The organism is Rathayibacter sp. VKM Ac-2857 (genome assembly GCF_013205025.1).
GTDB lineage: Bacteria > Actinomycetota > Actinomycetes > Actinomycetales > Microbacteriaceae > Rathayibacter.
Window position 1 is genome coordinate 268,373 of record NZ_JABMLE010000003.1, and the last position, 21,987, is coordinate 290,359.

Sequence of the window (21,987 nt, forward strand, 5' to 3'; positions counted from 1 at the left end):
TCGATCACCAGGGACTCCCCACTAGATCCAGCCGTTCTCGCGGGCCTCGATGACGGCGCGCTGGCGGGTGTCGACGTCGAGCTTGCGCAGGATCGACGAGACGTGGTTGCGCACCGTGCCGGCGGACAGGTGCAGGGCCCTGCCGATCTCACCCGTGGTCTCGCCGCGGGAGCCGGCGCTCAGCACGTCCAGCTCGCGGTCGGTGAGCGGGCTGCGCGTGGTCGCGAGGGCGTCCGCGGCGATCTCGGGATCCACGTAGCGGCGGCCGGCGGCGACCTGGCGGATCACCTCCGCCACGTCCTCGACCCGCCGCGACTTGGGCAGGAAGCCGCTGACCCCGACGGCCAGCGCGCGGCGCAGCACGCCGGGCCGGGCGTGCCGGGTGACCACGATGACGCGGGTGGCCGAGACGCGGCGCAGTCGCTCCGCCGCCTCGATGCCGTCCATGCCGGGCATCTCGACGTCGAAGAGGCAGACGTCGGGCTCGAGGCGCACGGCCTCGGCGACCGCCTCCGCTCCGTCGCGGCACTCGCCGACGATCTCGAGGTCGGGCTCCAGCCGGAGCAGAGCGGCGAGGGCGGTGCGGATCATGTCCTCGTCGTCGGCGAGGAGCACCCGGATCACGCGGCACCGCCGGGCAGGCGCGCGTCGAGCTCGAAGGAGCGGCGCGCGGTGCGGGTGCTGAGGGTGCCGCCGGCCCGCTCGATCCGCTCGGTCATGCCGAGGACGCCGGAGCCGGTGCCGGCCTCGATGCCCTCCGCCTCGGCCCCCTCCGGCACGTCGTTCACGGCCTGGAACCGCCACGACTCCGCCTCGCGCGCCAGCCGCAGCCGGGCCGACTCGCCGCCGCCGTGCTTGAGGATGTTGGTCGTGCTCTCGCGGACGACCGGCCCCAGAACGTCGGCAGGGGCGCGGTCGGCGTCGGGATCGACGGCCAGCTCGACCCGCAGACCCGCCGAGCGGAGCAGGTCGGCGGCGTTGGCGAGCTCGTCGGCGAGCGAGACGCTGCGGAAGCGGGTCGCCAGCTCGCGAGTGCCGGTGCGGGCGCCGTCGACCGAGCGCTGAGCGGCGCGGAGCTGCTCCAGGGCGCCGTCCGGATCGTCGCGGAGCAGCCGCTCGGCGAGCTCGAGCTGCAGGGCGATCACCTGCAGATGGTGCCCCTGCAGATCGTGCACGTCGCCGGCGAGGATCAGCCGCTCCTGCGCGGCCGCGAGGCGGCCCTCCGCCACCCGCGCGCGGTCGAGCTCGCGGACGATGTCCCACCACCAGAGCATGCTGACGATCGCGAGGGGCAGCGCGGCCGCGAACGCGAACAGGACCGGCGCGGCACCCGGTGCGAGCGAGAGCGGCGTGGTGCCGATCGCCTGGTCGTGCTCGAGCCATGCGCTGACGGCGAGCAGCACGGTGAGGAACGTGGTGACCCGCCAGCGGATCCCGCGCGGCCACGGCAGCAGCACGACGAGCACGAAGGCGAGCGAGAGCGGCAGGGTGGTGCTGCCCGCCGCCAGCCCGGTCGCCGCGGCGCCGGCCAGGCCGAGGGCCTGGAGTCCGAGGGCGCGGGGGCCGACGCGCGCCGGGGCGTCCCGGTCGGCCCGGCGGTAGCGCTGTGCGGAGACGGTGAAGACCGCCGCCCAGACCGCGGCGCCGAGGAGGTAGCCGACCACCCGCCACGGCGACGGGTCGCCGACCAGGAGCGGCACCAGCCAGACGAACAGCACCGCGAGCACGAACGAGCCGGCCGAGAGCAGCGTGTACCACCAGGTCGCGGCGACGCCCTTGCCCGAGGGCGGAGCGGCGGTCGTCTCGGCGGAAGGGAGCAGCGCGGTCGGCATGCGGCCCAGGCTACGACCATGACAGTTGTCACCCCTCCGGCGGCCGTTCCTCCCGACCGGCGGTGACGGGAGGGCACTGCCGGGCACCCCCTGCGGCGGGCTGGGATGGACTCGTCCCGATCGACGGGGCAGCGGCCTCGCCGCTCAGCTAGAAGGAGACACCGCCATGTCGACCATCGTCAGCGACGCGATCCTCGGATTCCAGGGCCTCATCCAGGACGTCCCCGACCTCGTCCAGCCGCTCGTGGTGGCGCTCGCCGGAGCCGTGCCGTTCATCGAGGGCGAAGGGGCCGCGACGATCGGCATCATCGGCGGGATCCACCCGGTCGTCGCCGCGGTGTCGGCCGCCGCGGGCAACTTCCTCTGCGTGGCGCTGCTCGTGCTGCTCGGCGCGGGCGTCCGCTCGGCGATCACCGGTCGGAAGCCGCGGAAGCGCGCCACCGCCCGCCGCGAGAAGTTCCAGCGCGCGTTCACCCGCTACGGCGTCCCCGGGGTGAGCCTGCTCGGCCCGCTGCTGCTGCCGACCCACTTCACCGCGGTGATGCTCGCCGGCGCCGGCGTCGCGAAGGGCCGCGTCCTGCTCTGGCAGGCGGTCGCGATCGTGCTGTGGACGACGGTGCTCACGGTGATCGTGTCGCTGGCGATCGGCGGCGCGGGGCTGGCGTGAGGCGCGGGGCGGCGTCCCCTTCATGTTCGTGCACGGGGATCTCGATACGCCCGCTGCGCGGGCTACTCGATCAGCATGGATGTGAGGCAAGGGGCGCGGCGGCGTTCCGTTCATGCTGGTCGAGTAGCCGCGCAGCGGCGTATCGAGACCCGCCGTCGTCCGCAGGGCGGGTCTGCAGACTCCTGTTCTGATGCACGTGGATCTCGATACGCCCGCTGCGCGGGCTACTCGATCAGCAGGAGAGGGGAGCAGCCGGAGGCTGCGTCGCCCTTCCGTCAGCCGCCCGCCGCATGCTGGTCGAGTAGCCGCTCAGCGGCGTATCGAGACCCGGCGCCGCCAGGAGGGCGGGTCTGCAGACTCCTGTTCTGACGGTGGTGGATCTCGATACGCCCGCTGTGCGGGCTACTCGATCAGCATGGAGTTCCCCGCTCTGACGAGGTGGCCTTTCCTGGTCGACATGGAGTTCCCCGCACTGACGAGGTGACCTCTCCTGGTCAGCATGGAGTTTCCCGCTCACGAGGTGATCTCTGCTCCGAGCCCTCAGCGAGGATTCCGCGCCTGCGTCGGCGGCTCGTTCTGGGAGTGCGGCACCCTCGTCACGTCTCCTCGCCGAGGAGGGGAAGAGGAGGGACGGAGCTGTGTGCGCCGAGGACGTCGGACCGGTCGAGGCCGTGTGGGCCTTCGTGAACGCCTACGACGAATGGGCCCAGCGGGGCTACACGCGGAGCATTCCGGAGGAGCTGGCGAGCGCGATGACCGAGAAGGGGCTTCCGGGTCTCGACTCGGATGCGCGCTGGTACTCGCGGGGCAAGGTCAGGCAGGTCGGGAGCATGGTCGTCTCCGAGGTGGAACTGCTGTCGTACTCGAGCTCCGACGCCGTCGTCGGGGCGCTCCTGGACACGACGGGCATCCGCATCCTCGCCAACGGCAAGGAGACGTTCCGCAGCACCGAGGAGAAGGATCTGATCCACCGCGTGCGGATCGGCCTCGTCTTCGACGGCCGCTGGCGGATCGACGTGATCGACACGGTGGAGTAGCGGCGCTTCAACTCCGCAGGAGTTGTCGTGGCGGGTGCTCCGGTACGACGACTTCTGGAGGGTGGGCGCGGGGAGGGGCGGGGTCAGGGGGTCGGCGGGCGGGACGACGCGGCCAGGCGGCGGACGGCGTCGCGGGGGGCGTGGGCGACGCGGGGGGACTCCGCGAGGAGGAGGGTCGTGCGGGCGGCGCCGTACTCGGGCCAGTCGGGGCCGGGTGCGCCGGTGGCGGCGAAGGCGGACCAGTAGCGGGTGAGGGTGTCGCGGAGGGACGCGGGGGCGGCGTCGCCGACCTCGGTGCGGGCCGGCTCGGAGTCGAGGGTGCGGAAGAGGAACGGCAGCTCGAGGGAGTGGCCGGCGCGACGGGTTCCGACGGCGGCGGGCTGCTCCCAGGTGAAGAGGTAGGCGCGGGTGGAGCCGGTCGCGCCGGCGCGGGCGTCGAGGAGGCGCTGGCAGGGCTGCCGGTAGATCGTCTCGGCGAGGCAGGCCTCGAGCAGCTCGGCGCCGGACACCTCGCGGCCGAGGTCGGCGCGGAGGGCGGCGGCGAACGCCTCCGTCCGGCGGCCGCGGGACGCGGGCCAGTGCGGCAGGAGCAGCGTCAGTTCGCGCTCGAGGAGGTCCGGCGACGGATCCGGACCGCCGGGATCGACGAAGCCGGAGCCCTCGTTCACGTTCGTGCCGACGATCAGATCCACCGTCGAGGAGGCTCCGGCGGCGACCGCATCCACCGGCGCTGCGGGCAGCACGCGGCCGTCGAGGCTCGGGCGGAAGGCGGGCGTCGGGTTCGGATGGCCGGCCGAGCGCCGCTCGATCAGCCGCTGCTGGGCGCCGACCACGTCCTCCCACGGCAGCGTGAGGAGCCGCGACGGATCGTGCGACAGACCCAGGAGCGCGAGCAGCTCGGCGGTGACGCCCTCGCCGAAGTCCCGCGAGCCGATCCGCTCCGGGTTCCCGCTCTGCAGCACGGCCCGCTGGAAGAGCCCGGCGGCAGCGGGCGCGGCGAGCAGCGCCGAGACGAGCACCGCGCCCGCGGACTGGCCCGCGAGCGTCACCCGCGACGCGTCCCCGCCGAACGCCGCGATGCCCGAGCGCACCCAGCGGAGCGCGCCGATGACATCCAGCAGGGCGAGGTTCGCGGAGTCGGCGTACTCCGCGCCGAGCAGGTGCTCCAGGGTCAGGAAGCCGAGGGCGCCGAGGCGGTGGTTGACGGAGACGACGACCATCCGGCCTGCGGCGGCGAGGCGCGCGCCGTCGGAGAGCGGCTCCGCGTTCGACCCGACGATGTGCAGGCCGCCGTGCACCCAGACGAAGACCGGCAGGTCGCGGGCGGCGGGATCGGGCGTCCAGATGTTCAGGTGCAGGGAGTCCCGCTCGGAGACGGGCGCGTCGGTGAACGGCTGCGGCGCGATCGGCCCGCGCGAGACAGCCGGACGCATCCCCGCCCACGGCTCCACCGCCACCCCGGGCCGGAAGCGCTCGGCCACCCGCAGGTACGGCACGCCGAGGAAGGAGTGCGCCGCGCCGTCCGGCGTCTCGATCACCCGGCCGCGCACCGAACCGCCCGGAGTGACGACCTCGGTCATGCCGGCTGGTGCAGCACGGGCCCGTGGCCGGGCGAGAGCGTGCTCTGCAGCACGAGCGAGGAGGCGCCGATCGCCGCGGCGTCGCGCGGGTTCGCCGACAGCTCGACGCTGATCGGGTGCGCGCGGCGGGCGAAGCGACGGGCCTCCAGCCGGGAGCGCAGCGCCCGTGTGTAGATCGAGCCGGCGATCGCGACACCGGGACCGGTGAGGACGAGCGCGTCGAGGTCGAAGAGGTTGGCGAGGGTGACGGCGCCGTCGGCGAGGTGCCCGGCGGATCGCTGCAGCAGCGCCTCCGCGGCGGGGTGGCCGTTGATCGCGGCGAGGCTCAGCACGTCGAAGTCGCGGGCGTTCTGCTCGACCTCGAAGGTGAGGTCGAGGTCGGCGAACGAGCCGCGGTGCGCTCCCGCGTCCTCGACCACGACGGAGGGCGCCGCGTAGCGCTCGAGGCAGCCGATGTTGCCGCAGAAGCACTCGCGGCCGCCCGGCGCGATGGTGATGTGGCCGATCTCTGCGGCGTTGGAGCTCGCGCCGCGGAAGAGCGCGCCGTCGAGGACGATGCCGGCGCCGATCCCGGTGCCGATGTAGATGCTGCCGAAGGTCTCGTGGCGCGAGACGCCGCGGCTCCAGAACTCGCCGATGGCGGCGGCGGCCGCGTCGTTGTCGAGCAGGATCGGGATGCCGAAGCCGGCGCCGAGCTCCTCGCGCAGCGGGAAGTCGCGCCAGCCCTGCAGGGTGGGCGGGCCGAGGATGCGGCCGGCGGCCTGGTCGATCGGGCCGGGGGCGACGACCGCGACGCCGGCGATGGTGCGGCGGTCGAGTCCGGTGCCGCGGACGAACGCGGCGTAGCCGTCGACGATCCGCCGGGTGACCTCCTCCGGGGCCGCGAGCGCCGCGCCGCGGATCTGCTGGCGCGCGAGCACGCCGCCGCCGGCGTCGGTCGCCACGAAGGTGATCGACTCGAAGCCGAGCTGGACGCCGACGCCGATCCGCGCCCGGGTGTTGATCTCGAGCATCTGCCGCGGCTTGCCGCCGCTGGCCGTGGATCCGGTCTCGCGGACGATGCCGTCGGTCAGCAGCTTCCGCACGATCAGCGAGATCGACGGCTGGGTCAGGCCGGTCGCCGAGGTGAGCTCGACGCGGCTGATCGGCCCGGAGGAGCGGATCAGGTCGACGACGAGGGCGCGGCTGCCCGGGGCCGCGGGGGTCGCCTCACGACGCGCCATGCCTGCTCCTCACCGCTCGACCGCCAGCGTACGGGACCGGGCGCCGCGGCCCGCGCCCGCGCCTACGCTGGTACCGCCCGTCCGAGAGAGAGCCGCCATGACCGATCCGAGACCGCCGCGGCCCCTCGGGCTCGCCCTCGTCCGCGCCACCGAGATCATGGGCGCCGAGCCGTACTTCCACGAGTTCATCGCGGGGGTGGAGCACGCGGTCCGCCCGGCCGGGCACTCGGTGCTGCTCAACGTGCTGCCCGACCGCGACGCGGAGATCGAGACCTACCGGCGCTGGGCCCGCGACGGCGAGGTCGACGGCGTGGTGCTCGTCGACCTCGAGGTGGACGACCCGCGGCCGGCGCTGGTGCGCGAGCTCGGGCTGCCCGCGGTGATCGTCGGCCCGCCCTCCGCGGCGCGCGAGCTGCGCGCAGTCTGGACGAACGACGACGACGCGATGCGCGACGCGGTGCAGTTCCTCGCCGACCTCGGCCACGAGCGGATCGCGCACGTCGGCGGGCCGGAGGAGCTGCTGCACACCCGGATCCGGCGCGAGTGCTTCCTCCGGGAGTGCGCGGAGCGGGGCCTCGAGGCGGTCGAGCGCTCGGGCGACTACTCGCGCGAATCCGGCGGGCGGGCGTTGCGCTCGCTGGCGGAGGAGTCGCAGCCGGCGACCGCGGTGATCCTGGACAGCGACCTGATGGCGATCGGCGCGCTCGACGCGGCTCGGCAGCTCGGCCTCGACGTGCCGGGCGCGACGTCGCTGCTGGCCTGGGACGACTCCGCGCAGTGCCAGCTGAGCGAGCCGCCGCTCTCGGCGGTCTCGCACGACGTGCAGGTGATCGGCATGCTGACCGGCCAGGAGCTGCTGAGCGAGATCGCCGAGTCGGCGAGCGGATCGATCGCCAGCCCGCCGGTCGTGGTGGTGGCGCGCGGCACGACGAGCGCACCGGCGCAGCCCGGGTCCCACGGAGCCTGAGTCTCGGGGACGGTCGCGTCGACGCTGTTTCGCCATGCCCGATCTTTACATAAATTATTAATCTTTGTACTTGACGCGGGGCAGGAGCATCAGCGACTCTGGGCACGTCGCCGCGGTGATCGACTCCCGATCAGCTGCGGCGCCGAGACACGTCACCGGTCGAAGGAGCCTGGCTAACCCATGACACGTGCCCACCGCACCCCCTCCGCGTTCTCGCGGGTCCCCCTGCGCCGCTCACTCGCCGGAGCCGCCCTGCTGGCCGTCACGGCCGGCTCGCTGGTCGTCCTCGCGCCGGCCGCGGTACCGACTGCCTCGGCAGCGGCGACCGCCGCCGACTGGACGAGTGAGAACACCGCGTTCGTGCAGCGCGACGGCAGCGCCCTGACCCTCGACGGCGAGCGGTTCCGCGCGAGCGGCACCAACATCTACTGGCTCGGCCTCGACGAGAACGTCGGCGGCGTCGACTACCCCACCTACTTCCGGATCAAGGACGCCCTCGACACCGCGGCGCAGCTGGGCGTCACCGTCGTCCGCTCGCACATGATGACCTCGACCGGCCAGAACGACGAGGACCCGCTGGCCCTGATGCCGCGCCTCGGCGAGTACAACGAGGAGGCGTTCCGCACCATCGACTTCGCCGTCGCCTACGCGGGCACCCTCGGCATCCGCCTGGTGCTGCCCCTCACCGACGAGTGGGCGTACTACCACGGCGGTCACCGCGACTTCACGACCCCGCTCGGGCTGGAGTCGGCCGACTTCTACTCCGACCCGGCCGCGATCGCCGCGTACCAGGACTACGTCGACGTGATCCTCGGCCATACGAACACGATCACCGGGACGCGCTTCGTCGACGACCCGACGATCATGGCCTGGGAGCTGGGCAACGAGCTCGAGGGGATGACCCTCGACTGGATCAACGCGCAGGTCGCCCACATCAAGGAGCAGGCGCCCGAGCAGCTCGTCGCCGCCGGCCGCCGCTTCGACATCGACCCGGACACCCTCGCGGCGCCCGACCTCGACATCGTCGACGTGCACTACTACCCGCCGACCGCCGAGCGCGTCTCGGCCGACGCCGCGACGGTCGCCGGCGCGGACAAGGTCTACATCGCCGGCGAGTACGCCTCGACGGCCGCGAGCGAGGACCTCCTCGGCGCGGCCGCGGCCGACCCGAACGTCTCGGGCACCTTCTTCTGGTCGCTCTTCGGCAACAACGACCGCGGCGGCTTCGTGCCGCACGACGACGGCTTCACCCTGCACTACCCGGGCGAGACCCCGCGCGAGCAGGAGAGCGTCGACGCGATCGAGCAGTACGGCACCGCGACGGGCAGCACGCCCGGCGAGCTCGAGCTCGGCGCCCCGCTGATCACCGCGATCGAGCAGGACTACGGGATCAACGAGGTCTCCTGGCGCGGCACCGCGGGCGCCACCGGCTACCTGGTGCAGCGCTCGACCGGCGGCGAGTGGAGCGACGTCACGGACGGAGCCGTCTCGGCGTCGGCCTCGCCCGTCACCGACTACGACTCCCCGGCCGGCGCGCGCTACCGCGTCGTGCCGGTGGGCGACGACGACCAGCGCGGTCCCGCCTCCGACGCGGTCGCCGCCGCTGCCGGCGGTGCCGTGCTGGTCGACCCGCTGCAGAGCTGGCTGCTGACCGCCGGCCACGAGAACGCGGAGATCACCCCGACTCCCGCCGGCGGTGTCGTCACCGCGACCGGCGCCGCGAGCGTCACCTGGCAGCGCGACGGGATCGGCGCGGCGGAGTTCGTCGTCTCGGACCCGTCCGCGGTCACCGTGGCGACGAGCAGCGACGGCGCGACCTGGACCGAGGCCGCCACCACGACCACCGAGCGCGACGGCGCGAGCGTCGTCGCCGCGACCGGCCTCTCCGGCGACCGGGTGCGCGTCAGCTGGAGCACCGGCGTGCTGCAGCGGGCGACGATCACGAGCGCCGCAGCGCAGGTCGCGCTCGTCGACCCGCTGGACGACTTCTCCCGGACGGCGGCCCACACCGGCAGCCTCTCCTTCGACACCGGCAACCCGGCGCTCTTCGGCGGCGACGCCTCCCGGGTCAAGCGCGACAGCGCCGACCCGGCGAGCCTCGAGTACGCCTTCGACGACATCAGCGGCGCCGACATCACCGCCTGGTACTGGCCCGACCAGCCGGTCGTCCCGCTCACGGTCGAGGGATCGGCGGACGGCACCACCTGGACGCCGCTCGCCGTCGAGACGCGCGGCGGCACCGGGAACTGGCGCGAGTACACCTACTCGGTCCGCGACCTGACCGGCGTGAACCGGCTCCGGATCTCCTGGCCGCAGGGCGCGGGCGAGGTGTGGACGCCGCAGATCGGATCGGTGAGCCTCTCCTCCCCGAACGCCGCGCCGTTCGGTCTGCCCGCGGCCCCCGCGCTCGGGGCGCCCGCCGACGGCACGGCGGACGTCACCGCGACGCCGACCTTCTCCTGGGAGCCGGCCGCGGACGCCGCGTACTACCGCTTCGTCCTCTCCACCTCGAGCGACCTCGCGGATCCGCTGGTCTCCGCCACCGGGCTCTCGGCCACGAGCTACCGGCCCCCGGTCGAGCTCGACCCGGAGACGACGTACTACTGGCAGGTCTCCGCGGTGAACGGGCTCGGCGCCACGGCGTCGGCGACGCGGACCTTCAGCACGGCGGCGCTGCCGACCGAGCCGGTCGTGGTCGAGGACTTCGACGGCTACGCCGCCGACGCCGCTTTGCAGGCCGCCTACGTCCGGAACACCGGCGGCGGCACCATCACGCCGACGCTGGTGCCGAGCCCCGCGAACGACACGAACGCCGCCCGCTTCGACTACGACACCGGCACGGCCGGTTACGCCGGAACGGTGCGGACCTTCGACGCCGCGCAGAACTGGTGGGGCTACTCCGGACTGTCGCTCACGGTCGACGCTGACCGGGCGGTGCCGCTCGCGGTGCAGTTCGTCGCGAACGGCGCGTACTGGGAGGCGACGGTCACCCCGTCCGCCGACGGCGTGCAGCGGATCGAGATCCCGTTCGAGGACTTCGCGCCGCCCGCCTGGGCGCCGCAGGCCGACCTCGACCTCACCTCGGTCACGCAGTACGCGCTGTACGTGAACGGCTCGGGCGCGGGCTCGCTGGTGCTCGACGACGTGGAGACCGTGGTGGCGGAGGGGACCACGCCGACGCCGACGCCCACTCCGACCGCTCCGCCCACCGCGACGCCGACGCCCACCGCGACTCCGACGGCCACGCCCACCGCGACGCCGACCGCGACGCCCACGGCCACCCCCACCACCCCGCCCACCGCGACCCCGTCGCCCACTCCGGCCCCCGCGCCCTCCGTGCCCTCGTGGCTCGAGTCGCTGGTGAAGAAGTACCTGCCGAGCCTCTGGCAGTGGTGGCTCGGCCGCCACTAGCCGCGAGCCGCAGCCCGCACCACCCCCGCACCACCCCTCCGTTCCCACCACCACCTCCCGTCGCCGAAGGCGGCGACGGCCCACCGAGGAGAACTCCTGTGCACCGACCCACCACCCGCCGCCCGGCGCCCGCCCGCCGCAGCACGCTGATCGGCCTCGCCGCCGTCGCCGCCTCGGCCTCGCTCGTGCTGTCCGGCTGCTCCGCCGGCGCGAGCAATGACTCCGGCGAGCCCGCCGGCGAGATCACCGTGCTGACCAACCGCACCGACCTCGTCGACACCACGTTCGCCGACTACGCCTCGACCTTCGAGGAGCAGTACCCCGGCACCACCGTGAAGTTCGAGGCGCTCACCGACTACGAGGGCGACACCAAGATCCGCCTGAACTCGAAGGACTACGGCGACGTGCTGCTCATCCCGAGCTCGAACGTCACCAAGGACGACTACGCGGACTACTTCGAGCCGCTCGGCTCGACCGACGAGCTCTCCGAGAAGTACCGCTTCACGAACGAGGGCTCGTTCGACGGCACCGCCTACGGCATCTCGACCTTCGGCTCCGCGATGGGCTACGTCTTCAACCGCGACGTCTGGAGCGCGGCCGGTGTCACCGACCCGCCGCAGACGGAGGAGGAGTACCTGGCCGACCTCGAGGCGATCAAGGCGACCGGCGTCACTCCCTATTACACGAACTACAAGGACGGCTGGCCGCTCGCGACCATCGAGGGCAACCTCGGCACGGTGCAGGGCGAGGACGTCCGCACCGAGATGATCGCCGACGACGCGCCCTGGACCGAGGGCAACGACCAGTACAACATCGACGGTCTGCTCTACGACACGGTGGCCGCCGGCCTCAGCGAGGACGACCCGACCACCACGAACTGGGAGGAGTCGAAGGACCTCCTCGCCCAGGGCGAGATCGGCTCGATGGTCCTCGGCTCCTGGGCCGTCTCGCAGATGCAGGACGCCGCCGAGAAGGCCGGGAAGCCGCGCGACACGATCGGCTTCTGGCCGATGCCGTGGGCGCAGGACGGCGCGTTCACCTCGGTGACCGCCTCGGACAAGTTCCTCGCGATCAACAAGAACTCCGACAACAAGGCGACCGCCCGGGCCTGGATCGACTGGTTCACCGAGGACTCCGGCTTCGCCGCCAGCCAGGGCGCGATCAGCCCGGTGATCTCGGACCCGGCGCCCGACACCCTCGCCGACTTCGACGCGCTCGGCGTGACCTACCTCGAGCTCGCTCCGGACCCGGTGGGCAAGGAGGCCGTCATCAACGACATCGCCAACGAGGCCGAGATCGACCTCTTCGGCAACTCCTACCGCCAGAAGCTGATCGACGCGGCCCGCGGCGCCGGCGACGGCGACAAGCAGTCGCTCTTCGACGACCTGAACTCGCGCTGGGCCGCGGCCCGCGCGGACGTCGCGGAGTAGCGACCGCCTGGTCCTCCGCTCCGGGGGCGACCCGCCACCCCGCGGGTCGCCCCTCCCCACCCCCTCACGACCGCATTCCCCGGGATGCCGAAAGGATCGACATGGCGATCACCGACGCTCCGCCCCTCGAGGTCGGAGCGAGCAAGCGGGCCGGCGGCGGCCGTCGCGGCGACAGGCCCTCCGGCCGCCGCCAGCGGCTGACCGGGCGCCGCAGCACGCCCTGGCTGTTCCTCGCCGTGCCGTTGGCGTTCCTCGTCGTCCTGACCTACATCCCGGTCGCGAACATGTTCTGGTACAGCGTCACCGACTGGGACGGCCTCGATCCGGACAAGACGTTCGTCGGCCTGGAGAACTACGTCGAGATCTTCACCCGGCCCGAGATCTTCCAGGTCTTCTTCGTCAGCCTCTTCTACCTGGCGGGCGCCGTCGCGCAGCTCGGGCTCGCGCTGTTCTTCGCGACGCTGCTCAGCTTCCAGACCCGGTTCCGCAACTTCTTCAAGGGCGTCATCTTCTTCCCGTACCTGATCAACGGCGTCGCGATCGGGCTGATGTTCCTCTACTTCTTCCGCCCCGACGGCACCTTGGACGCGGTGCTCGGCGCCTTCGGCGTGCAGGACACCCCGCAGTGGCTCGGCGACCCGTCCGTCGTCAACGTCTCGCTCGCGGCGACCTCGGTCTGGCGCTACATGGGGCTGAACTTCGTGCTGTTCCTCGGCGCGATCCAGTCGGTGCCGGAGGAGCAGTACGAGGCCGCGGACATCGACGGCGCGACGTCGTTCGACAAGTTCCGCTACATCATCGTGCCGAGCATCCGGCGGATCCTCGGGCTGTCCTTCATCCTCGCGATCGCGGGCGCCCTGTCGGCGTTCGAGATGCCGTACATCATGACCGGCGGCGCCAACGGGTCGGAGACCTTCGTGATCCAGACCGTCGACACCGCCTTCCGCTACTCGAAGGTCGGCCTCGCCTCGGCGATGGCCGTCGTCCTGCTGGCGATCGTGCTGATCATCACCGCGGTGCAGCGCCGCGTGTTCCCCGACGAGAAGGCGGGCCAGGAATGACCACCACGCAGCCCCGGGCGGAGGCCGTCACCGGCCTGCCCGTGACCCCCGCCCCGCGCGGCTCCCGCCGGCCCCGGCGCGGCTCGATGCTCGGCGCGATCGGCAAGTACACGTCGCTGATCGTCGCCTGCCTGTTCGCGCTGGTGCCGATCGTCACGATCTTCATGCTCGCCTTCAAGACGTCGACGGAGTACCGCAGCACCGGTCCGCTCGTCCCGCCGAGCAACTGGTTCAACCTCGAGAACTTCGCGATCGCCTTCAGTCAGGGCGGGATGGTGACCGGGTTCCTCAACACCGGGATCATCCTGCTGGTGTCGGTGGCGGGCACGATCCTGATCGGCACCATGGCCGCCTACGCGATCGACCGCTTCCGCTTCCGCGGGCGCCGGCTCGTGACGGGCCTCTTCCTGCTCGCGACCCTCGTGCCGTCGGTGACGACCCAGGTCGCGACCTTCCAGGTGATCAACGCCCTCGACCTCTTCAACACCCGCTGGTCGGCGATCCTGCTCTTCACCGGCACCGACATCGTCGCGATCTACATCTTCCTGCAGTTCATGCAGTCGATCCCGGTCTCGCTCGACGAGGCGGCGATGCTCGACGGCGCCAGCCGCTTCACCGTCTACTGGCGGATCGTGCTGCCGCTGCTGAAGCCGGCGATCGCCACGGTCGTGATCATCAAGGGGATCGCGGTCTACAACGAGTTCTACATCCCCTTCCTCTACATGCCCTCGCAGGATCTCGGGGTCATCTCGACCTCGCTCTTCCGCTTCATGGGCCCCTTCGGAGCACAGTGGGAGGTCATCGCCGCCGGCACGATCCTCGTCATCGTCCCGACGCTCATCGCCTTCCTCTTCCTCCAGCGCTTCATCTACAACGGACTGACCTCAGGAGCCACCAAGTGACCCACACCAGCACCGAGCGACTCTCGGCCACCCTCCGCCCCCTGCACGACGGCTGGAGCGTGCGCGCGCTCCGCGGCCCGATCCCCGCGGAGATCGCGGGCGCGACGGTCCCGGCGACCGTCCCCGGACTCGTGCACACCGACCTGCTCGCGGCGGGCCTCATCCCCGACCCGTACCTCGACCAGAACGAGAAGAAGGTCACCTGGATCGGCGAGACCGACTGGGAGTACTCCTCCGTCTTCGCCTGGTCGCCCGACGGGCACGACCGGCACGAGCTGGTCTTCGAGGGCCTGGACACGGTCGCGACGATCGTGCTGAACGGGAGTGTCGTCGCGAGCACCCGCAACCAGCACCGCAGCTACCGCTTCGCCGTCGACGGCCTGCTGGTGGAGGGCGACAACGACCTCGTCGTCCGCTTCGCCTCGCCGATCGCGGAGGCCGACCGGGCGAGCCTCGAGATCGGCTATCGCCCGCACACCTACTCGCACCCCTTCAACGCGCTGCGGAAGGCCGCCTGCAACTTCGGCTGGGACTGGGGGCTCGACGCGGCCTCGGTCGGGATGTGGAAGCCGGTCTCGCTGCACGCCTGGAGCGAGGTGCGGCTCGCCGCGGTCCGCCCGGTCGTGACGGTGGACGGGACGACCGGCCGCGTCGCCGTGCACGTCGATCTCGAGCGGACGACGGAGGACGAGGTGGAGCTGACGGCGAGCGTCGACGGCGTGACCGCCTCCGTCACCGTGCCGGTAGGGGAGCGCTCGGCGGTGCTCGAGCTCTCCGTGGAGGATGCGGCCCTGTGGTGGCCGCGCGGCTTCGGCGAGCAGCCGCTGTCGTTGCTGGACGTCGAGGCGCGCGTCGGCGGCGCCGTCGTCGACGGCCGGACGCTGCGGATCGGCTTCCGCACGATCGAGGTGCAGCTGGACCGCGACGAGGAGGGCACGTCGTTCCGCTTCGTCGTCAACGGCGAGCCCGTCTGGATCCGCGGCGCCAACTGGATCCCCGACGACGCCTTCATCACCCGGGTGGACCGCGCGCGCCTCGCCCGCCGGATGGACCAGGCCGAGTTCGCGAACATGAACCTGCTGCGGATCTGGGGCGGCGGCTACTTCGAGTCGGACGACTTCTACGAGCTCTGCGACGAGCGCGGCATCCTCGTCTGGCAGGACTTCCTCTTCGCCTGCGCCTCCTACGCCGAGGAGGAGCCGCTCTGGAGCGAGGTCGAGGCGGAGGTGCGCGACAACGTGACGCGGATCATGCCGCACCCGAGCCTCGCGCTCTGGAACGGCAACAACGAGAACATCTGGGGCTACGAGGAGTGGGGCTGGGAGAAGCGCCTGCAGGGCCGCACCTGGGGCCTCGGCTACTACCTCGACCTGCTGCCGCGCCTGGTCGCCGAGCTCGACCCCGAGCGCTCGTACACGCCGGGCAGCCCCTGGTCCGGCGACACCGCGATCTTCGCGAACGACGTCGACCACGGCTCCGTGCACCTCTGGGAGCTGTGGAACCGGGTCGACTACCCCGCCTACCGCGACGTGCACGCCCGCTTCGTCGCCGAGTTCGGCTGGCAGGGCCCGGCCTCCTGGTCGACGATCCAGCGCTCGATCTCGGACTCGCCGCTGACCCCCGAGTCGCCCGGCATGATCCACCACCAGAAGGCGACCGACGGCAACGACAAGCTGACCGACGGACTCGTCGCGCACCTCCCGCTGCCCGACGACACCGAGGACTGGCACTGGGCGATGTCGCTCAACCAGGCGCTCGCCGTCACCCTGGCGATCGAGCACCAGCGCTCCGAGAGCCCGCGCTGCATGGGCTCGGTGGTCTGGCAGCTGAACGACTGCTGGCCCGTCACCTCCTGGGCCGCGGTCGACGGCGACGGGACGGCGAAGCCGCTGCTCTACGCGCTCAAGCACGTCTACGCGGACCGGCTGCTGACCGTGCAGCCGCGCGGCGAGGGGCTCGCGGTCGTCGCGGTGAACGACAGTGCCGTCGCGTGGGCGGGCGAACTCGTCGTGCGCCGGCTGCGCTTCGACGGCACGGTGCTCGCGGAGGAGCGGCAGGCGGTGTCGCTCGACGCGCGGTCCGTCGTCACCGTGCCCGTCGGAGTGGGTGCCGCGGACGATGTCGCGGGCGAGCTGCTCGTCGCCGAGCTCGCGGGGGAGCGCGCGTTCTGGTTCTTCGCGGAGTACCGGGAGTCGGCGCTCGAGGCGGCGCGGCTGACGACCTCGGTGCGCGCCGTCGACGGCGGGGCGGAGGTGACGGTCACCGCGGAGAACCTCGTGCGCGACCTGACGCTGCTCGTCGACAAGGTCGACCCGGCGGCCGTCGTCGACGACCAGCTGGTCACGCTGCTGCCGGGGGAGTCGGTGACGTTCCGGGTGAGCGGGGCCGGGCTCGACGCGTCCGATCACGCCGCGCTCGTCTCGCCGAGCGTGCTGCGCACCGCCAACCAGCTCGTCGCCGACTGGGGCTGACGAGCCGCCCGCGGCGGTGATCGACGGAGCCGACCGGGACCGGCGCACGCCTCCCGGTCGGCTCCTCCGCGCTGCTCGCGACCCGCATCGCCCATTACCCGCGTCGCCCACGACCCGCGTCGCCCACACCCTTCCGGAGGAAGAGATGACCCCGCAGCTCGCGCTCGCCGTCGATGTCGGCGGCACCAAGATCGAGGCGGCGCTCGTGCGCGCCGACGGAGTGCTCGTGCCGGGCTCGCGCAGCCGGCGGCCGACCGGGCCGGCGCTGACCCCGGCGGAGTTCGGCGCGGCCGTGGAGGGGTGCGTCGTGGAGGCGCTCGCCGCTGCGGGTGCGGGCTCGCTCGTCGGCGCGGGGATCGGCTCCGCCGGCCCGCTCGACCTCGCCGAGGGGCGCATCCGGCCGAAGAACCTGCCGCTGCTGCACGGGTTCGCCCTGCGCGCGGTCGTCGAGCGGCTGCTGCCCGGCCGGCCGGTAGGCCTGCGGCTCGACGGCACCTGCATCGCGCTCGCCGAGCACTGGGTGGGCGCCAACCGCGGCGCCGCGTCCTCGGTGAGCCTGGTGGTGTCGACGGGGGTCGGCGGCGGGATCGTGCTCGACGGCCGCGCGGTCGCGGGCCGCTCCGGCAACGCCGGGCACATCGGGCAGATCCACGTCGGCGACGCGGACCCGGAGGAGGGGAGCGACGGCACGCTGGAGAGCATCGCCTCCGGACCCAGCAGCGTGGCCTGGGCGCGGCGCCGCGGCTTCGCGGGGACGACCGGCGAGGACCTGGCGCGGGCGGCCGCGGCCGGCGACCCGGTGGCGCTCGCCGCGGTGGCGCGCTCGGCGGCGGCGGTCGGCACGGCGATCGCCGACGTGGCGACGCTGCTCGACGTCCGCGACTTCGCCGTCGGCGGCGGCTTCTCGGCGGTGACGGCGTCGTACCTCGACCTGGTGCGCGAGGCGGCCTGCGAGCGCGCGGTCTTCGACTACGCCCGCGGGCTGTCGATCCGCGCCTCCGGCCTCGGCGGCGGCGGCCCGCTGATCGGCGCGGCGGCCCTCGTGCACCTGCCGGGCCTGCTCGGCGGCCCCGCTGAGCGGGCGGGTCACGACGGGTCGGCGCCGGGCGGGCGCGAGGGTCTCGATACGCCCGCCTCCGGCGGGCTACTCGACCAGCATTCAGGGCCCGCCGGCGAGCTCCATGCTGATCGAGTAGCCGGCGCAGCCGGCGTATCGAGATCCACCCCCGCAGAGACGGCTGCCGCCGAGCGCCCGCTCCATGCCGCCGATGAGCGCCCACCCCATGCTGATCGAGTAGCCGGCGCAGCCGGCGTCTCGAGATCCACCCGCACGCACTCCCGGCCCGGCTCCCGGTGACCGCCGCACCCGCCATCGACCCCGAGCACCCGCTCCGCTCGGCCCTCCGCCCCTCGCGCGGCCGCCTGGTCGTCGCCGCGCTCGCGTTCGCGGTCAAGGACAGCCCGCTCTGGATCCTCCCGCTCGTCACCGCGGCCGTCGTCGACGCCCTCGTCGCCGGCGATCCGCCCGAGGCGCTCCTGGCCCCCGCCGCCGCGGGCGCCGCCACCATCGCGATCAACATCGCCGCGAACGGCGTCTTCGTGCGGCAGTTCTCCTCCTCCGTGCGCTCGATGGGCGCCCGGCTGCGCGAGGCGCTGGCGGTGCGGCTGCAGCTGCTGTCGTTCGGCTACCACTCCCGCGGCAGCGCGTCGGTGGTCCAGACCAAGATCGTGCGCGACGTGGAGAACCTGGAGCTGATGCTGCAGCAGGCGTTCGGCCCGCTGCTCAACGCGCTGGTGATCCTCGTCGGCGCCGGCGTCGCGACGGCGGTGCGGGTGCCCCAGTTCCTGCCCGTGCTGGCGCTGACCCTGCCGCTCGCCGCCGGGCTGATCCTCTGGCTGCGCTCGCGCACCGCCGCGAGCAACGAGACCTTCCGCCTCGACGTCGAGACCATGTCCTCGGCGGTCGGCGAGATGTCCTCGCTCCAGGAGGTCACCCGCGCGCACGGACTGGAGCAGGTCTCCGTGCGGCGGGTCGTCGAGGCCGCGCACCGGGTCGAGCGGGCGGGCACCCGGCTCGACCGGCTGAACGGGCGCTTCGGCGCGCTGTCCTGGAGCAGCTACCAGGTGATCACCCTGGGCTCGCTCTTCGCTGCGGCGTGGGCGAGCGCGACCGGCGCCCTCCCGATCACCGTCGGCGAGGTGGTGCTGCTCAGCTCGTACTTCGCCCTGCTGACCGGGGCGATCACCGGCGCCTTCCAGACCGCGCCCCTGATCACCCGCGGCCTCGCCTCGCAGCGCTCGATCGCCGGCGTCCTCACCGACCCCGACGTGGAGTGGAACGAGGGCCGCGCCGTCGTCGACGCGCTGGAGGGGAGCCTCGCCTTCGAGGGCGTCTCCTTCTCCTACGGCGAGCGGCCGGTGCTGTCGGACGTGAGCCTGCGCGTCGCCGCCGGCGAGACGGTGGCGCTCGTCGGCGCCTCCGGTTCGGGGAAGTCGACGCTGACCCGGCTCGCGCTGGGCTTCCTGCGCCCCTCGGCGGGCCGGGTCCTGCTCGACGGCCGCGACATCGCGACCCTCGACATGCGCACGGTGCGGCGCTTCGTCTCGGTGGTGCCGCAGGAGTCGGTGCTGTTCCGCGGGAGCATCCGCGACAACATCCTCTACGGCGCCGCGGAGCCCGCCCCCGGGGAGTCGGGCGACGACCGGCTCGAGGCGGCGCTGCGGGCGGCGAACGCCGGCTTCGTCCTGGAGCTCCCCGACGGCTGGGACACGACCGTCGGTGAGCGCGGCGCGCAGCTCTCCGGCGGCCAGCGCCAGCGGCTCGCCATCGCCCGTGCGCTGATCCGCGACCCGCGGCTGCTGATCCTCGACGAGGCGACCGCCGCCCTCGACCCGCGCGCCGAGGCCGAGGTGCGCGGCGCCCTCGAGCGGCTGCGCGCCGGCCGCACGACGCTGATCGTCGCGCACCGCCTGAGCACCGTCCGCTCGGCCGACCGCATCGTCGTCCTCGACGCCGGCCGCGTCCTCGAGCAGGGCACTCACGAGGAGCTGCTGGCCGCCGGCGGCCGGTACGCCCGCATGACGGCGGCGTCCTGACGGCCCGCGCCCCTGCTGATCGAGCAGCCGCGGAGCTGCCGCCGACCTGCTGACCGAGCAGCCCGCGCCGCGGGCCCCTCATGCTGATCGAGCAGCACGCGGAGCGGGGCCCTCCATGCTGATCGAGTAGCCCGCGGAGCGGGCGTATCGAGATCCACGGGCGTCAGGACCAGCGCCTGCAGACCCACCTGCTGACGGGGTGGGTCTCGATACGCCGGCCTCCGGCCAGCTACTCGACCAGCATGGACGCCCGCCCGATCAGTCGGCCCGCGCCGGGGTGCTTGCTGACTGCGGAGCCCGCGCCGCGGGCCTCTCATGCTGATCGAGTAGCCCGCGGAGCGGGCGTATCGAGATCCAACGGCGTCAGGACCAGCGCCTGCAGACCCACCTGCTGACGGGGTGGGTCTCGATACGCCGGCCTCCGGCCGGCTACTCGACCAGCATGGACGCCCGCCCGATCGGTCGGCCCGCGCCGGGGTGCTTCCTGACTGCGGAGCCCGCGTCGCAGGCCCCTCATGCTGATCGAGCAGCCCGCGCCGCGGGCCCCACATGCTGATCGAGTAGCCCGCGGAGCGGGCGTATCGAGATCCACCGTCGTCAGGACCTCGGTCTGCAGACCCATCTGCTGACGGGGGTGGGTCTCGATACGCCGGCCTCCGGCCGGCTACTCGACCAGCACGAACGCCCCGACCGGTCGGCCCGCGCCGCGATCCCTGGCGACCGCGGAGCACGCGCCGCTCAGTTCAGGATCTCGCCGCGCGGGTCGTCGCGGAGCTCGGCGAGGCGCGTGCGCCACGTGCGCAGCGCCTCCGGGGTCAGCCGGGTCCAGTCGTGCACCTCGCGGACGACGCGGAGCGGCTCGACGCTGCGGTACGAGCGCGTCGGATTCCCCGGGAACTTCTTGTCCGTCACGTTCGGGTCGTCCTCGAACGGCCCGGTCGGCTCCACCTCGTAGACCCGCGGCTCCGCCTCCCCGGGCGCGAGCTCGGCCGCGAGCCCCGCGCCGTCCGGCAGCGCCGTGAAGTACACGTGGTTCATCACGACCTCGGGCCGGTAGTTGGACCGCCGCCCCGCCACCAGCAGATCGCCGACCCGCAGATCCGCCTTCGTCCCGTGGAAGAACGGCCCGCTCTCGTCCGCAGCACTCATGCGCAGGACCCTACTCCCGGGCCGGACGCCGGCGATCCGTCGCGGACGGCTCCCTCTCCGCGCGGGAGGCAGCCGTTCGTGACGGATCGCCGAAGCCGCAGGGTCAGGGGAGAGTGAGCTCGCCCTGGTTGAGGACGCGGGGGTGGAAGTAGGCGCTCTGGATGGCGGCGTTCGTGTTGCTGCCGCGCAGCTGCTCCGACCAGATCATGAAGTACGACCAGCGGGTCTGGCTCTGCAGCAGCGCCGCGTCCGGCACCTTCCCCATCTCGGCGATCGCGATCGGCTTCGAGCCGGCGATCGACTGCAGCTGCTGGTAGTCGCCGGAGCTCGGGAAACCCTTGTACCAGACGTCCAGCGACACGACGTCGACGTAGTTCGCGCCCGGGTAGTAGCCCGCCCAGCCGCCCGCGGGGTTGTCCTGCACGTTCCAGACCCAGATCAGGTTGGTCATGCCCTGGGAGTCGAAGTAGTCGCGCATCTGCTGGTAGATCTTCGCGCCGCCGTTCGCGCCGGAGCGGCCGCCCCACCAGTTCCAGGTCTCGTTCATCTCGTGGAACGGCCGGAACAGCACGGGCACACCCGCGTCCTTCAGCTGCCGGAGGTACGGCACGACCTCGGCCATGCGCTGCTTCCACGTCGCATTGAGCGCCGTGCCGCCGGTCACGATCTGCTGGAACTGCGCGTCCGTGATGCTGCTCTTCACGCCGCCGTCGAACGCGCAGGTGCTCGGCCCGGTCGGCGGGCACGCGTGCCAGGCGAGGGTGACCAGCGAGCCGTTGGCCCACTCCGTCTTCGCCTGGTCGACGACGCGCTGGCGGTTCGCGGCGTCGGCGGCGGTGAAGAACAGGTCGCCGCCCCACAGGCCCGGGTACTGCCCGGTGATGTCCTTCACCTGCTGCGTGTACTGCGCGGGGGCGCTCGCCGGCTCCTTGTTGTGCTGGCCCGAGACGATGCTCGTCCCGGTGATCGACTGCAGGTACTGCAGTACGGCGGCCTTCGACGTCGCCGGGAACGCCTGCGCCGCGTCGGGCGACGGCGTGACCAGCGGAGCGAGCAGCGCGGCCCCGAGGGCGGCGGCCAGGAGGGTGCGGCGCAGCGGGCTGCGGCGGGCGCGGGATGCGCGGGTGGTGACTCCTCGTCGAGTCATGGTGGTCCTCTCCG

Annotated in this window: 16 protein-coding genes; 10 read left to right on the top strand and 6 right to left on the bottom strand. The window is 72.9% G+C overall.

Translation table 11 applies throughout. From position 1 onward, the window contains the following. Positions 1-21: 21 nt before the first annotated feature. Positions 22-624, bottom strand: a complete 603-nt coding sequence (locus HQQ86_RS14810; RefSeq protein ID WP_173289027.1) for a response regulator transcription factor — start codon at positions 622-624, stop codon at positions 22-24. Further along, the gene (locus tag HQQ86_RS20960; protein ID WP_216845551.1) at positions 621-1,832 is read right to left on the bottom strand and encodes a sensor histidine kinase; all 1,212 of its coding nucleotides are present in this window, start codon (positions 1,830-1,832) and stop codon (positions 621-623) included. The genes HQQ86_RS14810 and HQQ86_RS20960 overlap by 4 nt, the downstream gene beginning before the upstream one ends. Positions 1,833-1,998: 166 nt before the next feature. Here HQQ86_RS20960 and HQQ86_RS14820 point away from each other — a divergent pair, with 166 nt between their 5' ends. Together HQQ86_RS14820 and HQQ86_RS14825 are read left to right on the top strand one after the other, a co-directional pair. Next, the gene (locus HQQ86_RS14820; RefSeq protein ID WP_173289028.1) at positions 1,999-2,499 is read left to right on the top strand and encodes a small multidrug efflux protein; all 501 of its coding nucleotides are present in this window, start codon (positions 1,999-2,001) and stop codon (positions 2,497-2,499) included. Positions 2,500-3,137: 638 nt separating this feature from the next. Further along, entirely contained in the window at positions 3,138-3,536 is a 399-nt protein-coding gene (locus HQQ86_RS14825; RefSeq protein WP_173289029.1) for a hypothetical protein, read from the top strand. Positions 3,537-3,619: 83 nt separating this feature from the next. Here the strand turns inward: HQQ86_RS14825 and HQQ86_RS14830 are convergent, their stop codons facing one another. Then, a complete protein-coding gene (locus tag HQQ86_RS14830; RefSeq protein ID WP_173289030.1) occupies positions 3,620-5,116 on the bottom strand; it encodes a carboxylesterase/lipase family protein in 1,497 nt (498 codons plus the stop codon). Beyond that, positions 5,113-6,339, bottom strand: coding sequence for an ROK family transcriptional regulator (locus HQQ86_RS14835; protein WP_173289031.1), 1,227 nt, complete (start codon positions 6,337-6,339; stop codon positions 5,113-5,115). The genes HQQ86_RS14830 and HQQ86_RS14835 overlap by 4 nt, the downstream gene beginning before the upstream one ends. A gap of 97 nt (positions 6,340-6,436) precedes the next feature. Here HQQ86_RS14835 and HQQ86_RS14840 point away from each other — a divergent pair, with 97 nt between their 5' ends. From HQQ86_RS14840 to HQQ86_RS14875, 8 genes are all read left to right on the top strand, one after another. Continuing rightward, entirely contained in the window at positions 6,437-7,306 is an 870-nt protein-coding gene (locus HQQ86_RS14840; RefSeq protein ID WP_173289032.1) for a LacI family DNA-binding transcriptional regulator, read from the top strand. 180 nt (positions 7,307-7,486) lie between these two features. Further along, complete coding sequence (locus tag HQQ86_RS14845) at positions 7,487-10,717, top strand: carbohydrate binding domain-containing protein (protein ID WP_173289033.1); 3,231 nt, start codon at positions 7,487-7,489, stop codon at positions 10,715-10,717. A gap of 98 nt (positions 10,718-10,815) precedes the next feature. Next, positions 10,816-12,147: an ABC transporter substrate-binding protein gene (locus HQQ86_RS14850; protein ID WP_367948671.1), complete on the top strand. Its 1,332-nt coding sequence runs from the start codon at positions 10,816-10,818 to the stop codon at positions 12,145-12,147. A gap of 101 nt (positions 12,148-12,248) precedes the next feature. Continuing rightward, positions 12,249-13,208 (top strand): carbohydrate ABC transporter permease, encoded by a 960-nt coding sequence (locus tag HQQ86_RS14855; RefSeq protein WP_123731482.1) that lies wholly within the window; start codon positions 12,249-12,251, stop codon positions 13,206-13,208. An 86-nt stretch (positions 13,209-13,294) separates the two neighbouring features. Next, positions 13,295-14,110, top strand: a complete 816-nt coding sequence (locus HQQ86_RS14860) for a carbohydrate ABC transporter permease (RefSeq protein ID WP_208544897.1) — start codon at positions 13,295-13,297, stop codon at positions 14,108-14,110. Next, positions 14,107-16,581 (top strand): glycoside hydrolase family 2 protein, encoded by a 2,475-nt coding sequence (locus HQQ86_RS14865; RefSeq protein ID WP_173289035.1) that lies wholly within the window; start codon positions 14,107-14,109, stop codon positions 16,579-16,581. Before HQQ86_RS14860 ends, HQQ86_RS14865 begins: the two co-directional genes overlap by 4 nt. A 145-nt stretch (positions 16,582-16,726) precedes the next feature. After that, positions 16,727-17,938, top strand: coding sequence for an ROK family protein (locus tag HQQ86_RS14870; RefSeq protein ID WP_173289036.1), 1,212 nt, complete (start codon positions 16,727-16,729; stop codon positions 17,936-17,938). Further along, positions 17,935-19,677, top strand: a complete 1,743-nt coding sequence (locus HQQ86_RS14875; RefSeq protein WP_173289037.1) for an ABC transporter ATP-binding protein — start codon at positions 17,935-17,937, stop codon at positions 19,675-19,677. The genes HQQ86_RS14870 and HQQ86_RS14875 overlap by 4 nt, the downstream gene beginning before the upstream one ends. 738 nt (positions 19,678-20,415) lie before the next feature. On the opposite strand, the gene arr is transcribed toward HQQ86_RS14875, so the two are convergent. Beyond that, entirely contained in the window at positions 20,416-20,826 is a 411-nt protein-coding gene (arr, locus tag HQQ86_RS14880; protein WP_173289038.1) for an NAD(+)--rifampin ADP-ribosyltransferase, read from the bottom strand. Between the two features lie 103 nt (positions 20,827-20,929). Further along, entirely contained in the window at positions 20,930-21,973 is a 1,044-nt protein-coding gene (locus HQQ86_RS14885) for a glycoside hydrolase family 26 protein (protein WP_173289039.1), read from the bottom strand. Between the last annotated feature and the right edge of the window lie 14 nt (positions 21,974-21,987).

What these genes read in the sequence shown, in the direction of transcription:
- HQQ86_RS14855 (WP_123731482.1), top strand. Translation starts at nt 12,249, where the DNA reads ATGGCGATCACCGACGCTCCGCCCCTCGAGGTCGGAGCGAGCAAGCGG.
- arr (WP_173289038.1), bottom strand. Translation starts at nt 20,826, where the DNA reads ATGAGTGCTGCGGACGAGAGCGGGCCGTTCTTCCACGGGACGAAGGCG.
- HQQ86_RS14885 (WP_173289039.1), bottom strand. Translation starts at nt 21,973, where the DNA reads ATGACTCGACGAGGAGTCACCACCCGCGCATCCCGCGCCCGCCGCAGC.
- HQQ86_RS20960 (WP_216845551.1), bottom strand. Translation starts at nt 1,832, where the DNA reads ATGCCGACCGCGCTGCTCCCTTCCGCCGAGACGACCGCCGCTCCGCCC.
- HQQ86_RS14845 (WP_173289033.1), top strand. Translation starts at nt 7,487, where the DNA reads ATGACACGTGCCCACCGCACCCCCTCCGCGTTCTCGCGGGTCCCCCTG.
- HQQ86_RS14820 (WP_173289028.1), top strand. Translation starts at nt 1,999, where the DNA reads ATGTCGACCATCGTCAGCGACGCGATCCTCGGATTCCAGGGCCTCATC.
- HQQ86_RS14835 (WP_173289031.1), bottom strand. Translation starts at nt 6,339, where the DNA reads ATGGCGCGTCGTGAGGCGACCCCCGCGGCCCCGGGCAGCCGCGCCCTC.
- HQQ86_RS14870 (WP_173289036.1), top strand. Translation starts at nt 16,727, where the DNA reads ATGACCCCGCAGCTCGCGCTCGCCGTCGATGTCGGCGGCACCAAGATC.
- HQQ86_RS14830 (WP_173289030.1), bottom strand. Translation starts at nt 5,116, where the DNA reads ATGACCGAGGTCGTCACTCCGGGCGGTTCGGTGCGCGGCCGGGTGATC.
- HQQ86_RS14840 (WP_173289032.1), top strand. Translation starts at nt 6,437, where the DNA reads ATGACCGATCCGAGACCGCCGCGGCCCCTCGGGCTCGCCCTCGTCCGC.
- HQQ86_RS14860 (WP_208544897.1), top strand. Translation starts at nt 13,295, where the DNA reads ATGCTCGGCGCGATCGGCAAGTACACGTCGCTGATCGTCGCCTGCCTG.